The 3,752-nt window shown below is 35.0% G+C and carries 6 protein-coding genes; all 6 read left to right on the top strand.

Annotated features, from left to right (window positions below):
* Positions 1–96: 96 nt before the first annotated feature.
* The gene (locus tag ENL20_12815; protein ID HHE39432.1) at positions 97–408 is read left to right on the top strand and encodes a nucleotidyltransferase domain-containing protein; all 312 of its coding nucleotides are present in this window, start codon (positions 97–99) and stop codon (positions 406–408) included.
* A complete protein-coding gene (locus tag ENL20_12810; protein HHE39431.1) occupies positions 386–664 on the top strand; it encodes a HEPN domain-containing protein in 279 nt (92 codons plus the stop codon). The genes ENL20_12815 and ENL20_12810 overlap by 23 nt, the downstream gene beginning before the upstream one ends.
* Positions 658–792, top strand: a complete 135-nt coding sequence (locus tag ENL20_12805; protein ID HHE39430.1) for a HEPN domain-containing protein — start codon at positions 658–660, stop codon at positions 790–792. The genes ENL20_12810 and ENL20_12805 overlap by 7 nt, the downstream gene beginning before the upstream one ends.
* On the top strand, positions 785–1,321 hold the full coding sequence (locus ENL20_12800) for a DUF1232 domain-containing protein (GenBank protein ID HHE39429.1): 537 nt from the start codon (positions 785–787) through the stop codon (positions 1,319–1,321). Before ENL20_12805 ends, ENL20_12800 begins: the two co-directional genes overlap by 8 nt.
* A gap of 264 nt (positions 1,322–1,585) precedes the next feature.
* Entirely contained in the window at positions 1,586–2,188 is a 603-nt protein-coding gene (rdgB, locus tag ENL20_12795) for an RdgB/HAM1 family non-canonical purine NTP pyrophosphatase (protein ID HHE39428.1), read from the top strand.
* A 78-nt stretch (positions 2,189–2,266) separates the two neighbouring features.
* A complete protein-coding gene (locus tag ENL20_12790) occupies positions 2,267–3,619 on the top strand; it encodes a phosphomannomutase/phosphoglucomutase (protein ID HHE39427.1) in 1,353 nt (450 codons plus the stop codon).
* Positions 3,620–3,752 lie beyond the last annotated feature (133 nt).

Here is a 3,752-nt window from a genome sequence, read left to right as displayed (position 1 = left end):
TTTTGGACAGGATAACAGGATTTTCAAGATTGAGGAAAAAATGAAATTGATTTGTTTTTAAATCCGTGTAATCCGTGAGCAAAAAAAGAAAAAAATATGATATCTAAATATAAAATTAATCAAATTATCAAGATCATCAAAGATAATATCAAACCGGAAAAAATCATTCTTTTTGGATCTTACGCAAACGGAAATCCGGATGAACACAGCGATTTGGACTTACTGATCGTCAAAGATTCTGATGTTCCAAGATATAAAAGAGGAAAAGAGATCAGAAAATATTTGAGAGGAATTGGAGTTCCTCTGGATATTATCGTTTATACAAAGGATGAGATTGATCGATGGAAAAATGTGGAAGAAGCATTTATCACCCAAATAATGAAAAATGGTAAGGTGCTTTATGGATAAAAAGGATTTAATAACTGAATGGTTGAAAAAATCAGAACATGATCTGGGAACAGCAAAAATCACTTTTCTGAATAAACCGGAATATTCCGATACAATATGTTTTCATTGCCAACAATCTGTAGAAAAAGCATTAAAGGCAGTATGGATAAAACTCGGAATAAAAATCGTCAAAACTCACGATCTTTTATTTCTTCTTGATAAGATTTCTGAAATTAAGGACATTGAAAGTGAAATTTATAAATACTGTGAATATTAAATGATTTTTCTATTGAAATTCGGTATCCGGGAGAAATCATTGAACCAACAAAAGAAGAAGTTATGGAAGCCATCGAAGCAACAGAAAAAATAATGAATTATGTTAAGAGGAAATTAGAAAATGAATAATAATATCGAGCAACCCGAAGTAAAAGAATTCTTAAAAGCAGAATCCGAAAAGATCAAAGAAAAGACAGTTTTCACGGATGATGAAAAAAAACTGAAATTCTATGAAAAACTTCGGAGAAATATCCTGAAATTTGTGAAAAATAAAACCAGTAAAAAAACTGGAAAATTCACAGAATATCTGCTCACTTTACCTGATTTTTTCATCTTACTTTGCAGGTTAGCGATCGATGAACGAGTAACCAAAACGCAGAAATTGCTTGTAGGTGGGATCATCGGTTATGTTATTATGCCGATCGATATTATTCCGGATTTCATTCCAATAATCGGTTATGTCGATGATCTGGTTCTTGTAGTTTTAGGATTGAACCTGATCCTGAATGAACTCGATCAACAGATCATTTTCGATAATTGGAGCGGGGAAGAGGATGTTCTGGAACTTCTGCAAAAAATAACAGCGATTGCCGAGAATTTCCTTGATAAAAATATTTTGGGAAAGATCAAGCATCTGCTTTCGAGAATTAGGAAGTAACACATTTTTGTAAAATGTGGAAGTAACTCGATTTTCCTAAATCGAGTAAATATCAAGATCGGAATCTTGATTTACTCACAGAATACAATTCTGTGCTACATTGTTTCGGAACAAGTTCCGAACTACATCTTCGTGTATTTAGCGTTCTTTGTGGCTTATTTTTTTGGATTAGTTTTTGTTAGTTTTGTTCGTTGTAAAATATTTGTGAAATTTGTGTAATTCGCATACCTTGTCGAAGTTTTAACGAAGACAGGTAGATAAGAAATGAAATTATTAATCGCATCTAGAAACAAAGATAAAATATCTGAAATAAAAGATATTTTGAAAGATATTGATCTCGAGATCATAACCGCTCTCGATTTCCCAAATCTTCACGAAGTGATCGAAGATAAAGACACGATCGAGGAAAATGCCGTCAAAAAAGCGGCTGAATGTGCAGATTTCACCGGACTTCTGACCATCGCTGATGATACCGGATTGTTTGTCGAAACTTTAGATGGAGAACCCGGAGTTTATGCAGCCAGATATGCCGGAAAAAATTGTACTTACAAAGATAATCGAGATAAATTACTTCAAAATATGAAAGATAAAACTAACCGGAAAGCAGAATTCCGAACAGTTGCTGCGCTTGCTTCTCCAGTTGGATTACTGGGAACTGCTAACGGAAAAGTTGACGGCAAAATCACTCATCAAGAAATTGGAAACCAGGGTTTCGGATATGATGCGATCTTTCGAGCAGATGAAACAGGAAAAACATTCGGTGAAATGACTGATAAAGAAAAACACAAGATCAGTCATCGCGGGAGAGCGTTTCGGAATATAATTCCGATATTGAAGGATTATTTAACACAAACACCTTGTTTGTGAAAAAATTAAAAGTTATTTATTATGGGATAAAGGTCTCAAAGCAGGAGCTTTGAGTTACATTTAAAAGGAGAATAAATCATGGTAAATCCGCAAATTTTTAGACAATATGACATTCGTGGAATAGTAGATACTGATTTGACAAATGAGACTTTGTATCTTATCGGAAAAGGATACGGTACTTTCCTTAGAAGACAAAATATGAAAACTGCAGTAATAGGTGGTGATGCCAGACTCAGCACACCGATCTTCAAAAAAAACTTCATAAAAGGAATGAATGAAACCGGAATTGATGTAATCGATGTTGGAATAGTAGCAACGCCTGTCCTGTATTACTCAATTTGGAAACTGAAAACAGATGGTGGCGTAATGATCACAGCCAGCCACAATCCTGCTGAATATAACGGGATAAAATTGAATCAGGGATTGCAAAGTGTCTTCGGAGAACAAATCCAGGAAATCCTTCAACTCATCCTGAAAGAAGATTTTGAAAAAGGTGAAGGAATAACTTCATCCAATAATGGAATGAGCGAAGATTACATTCAATATGTTACTAATGGAATAAAACTGGAACGTCCCCTGAAAGTTGTTGTTGATGCGGGAAACGGATCAGGCGGTCCCTATTTGCCGGTAATTTTGCGAAATCTGGGATGCGAGGTTCATGAATTATATTGTGAATTGGACGGAACATTTCCTAATCATCATCCAGATCCGACCGTTGAAAAATATCTGAAAGATCTGATTACAAAAGTAAAAATACTAAAAGCGGATGTTGGTTTGGGATTGGATGGAGATGCAGATAGAATTGGTGTTGTAGATGAGAACGGGAAAATGTTATACGGAGATCAGATCCTGAATATTCTGGTGAGAGATTTCCTGAAAGATAATCCGGGAGAAAAGATCATTGCAGATGTTAAATGCTCCAAAAATCTTTTTGATGATATTATCAAACATGGCGGAATTCCTATCATGTATAAAACCGGTCATGCCAATATCAAGAATAAAATGATGCAGGAAGGAATCAAGGTCAGTGGTGAAATGAGCGGACATGTGTTCCTGAAAGATAGATTTCTCGGATTTGACGATGCGATCTATGTTGCTGCGAGATTTGTAGAAATAATGTCCAAAACAGATAAACCGGTCAGCACATTCCTGTCTGATCAACCGAAAATGTATAATACTCCGGAACTACATATTAAAAGTACTGATAACGATAAATTCCGGATCGTAGAAAAAGTCCGTGATTCTTTCCAAAAAGAAGGTTATGATATTAACGATATCGATGGTATGAGAATAACTTTTGATGACGGTTGGGGACTTTGCCGTGCTTCCAATACAACTCCGGTTCTGGTTCTCCGTTTTGAAGCGGAAACAGAAGCAAGATTAAACGAGATCAGAAAACTGGTTGAGGAAAGGATAAAACAATTTTCTTAATTTAACTAAATAGTATCTGAACGAAAACTATCAAAATTGGAGAAATCTTGAATTAAGTTTGCTTTAGCTGACTTGATTTAAGTTTTCTAACTTGCTTATGTCAGTAAACTTAACTCAAGACCTACGGCTTAAG

The sequence above is a fragment of the Candidatus Cloacimonadota bacterium genome, assembly GCA_011372345.1.
Classification (GTDB): Bacteria; Cloacimonadota; Cloacimonadia; order Cloacimonadales; family TCS61; genus DRTC01.
Note: the sequence above shows the minus strand (reverse complement) of the source record. Positions and strands in the feature narration are given on the sequence as shown.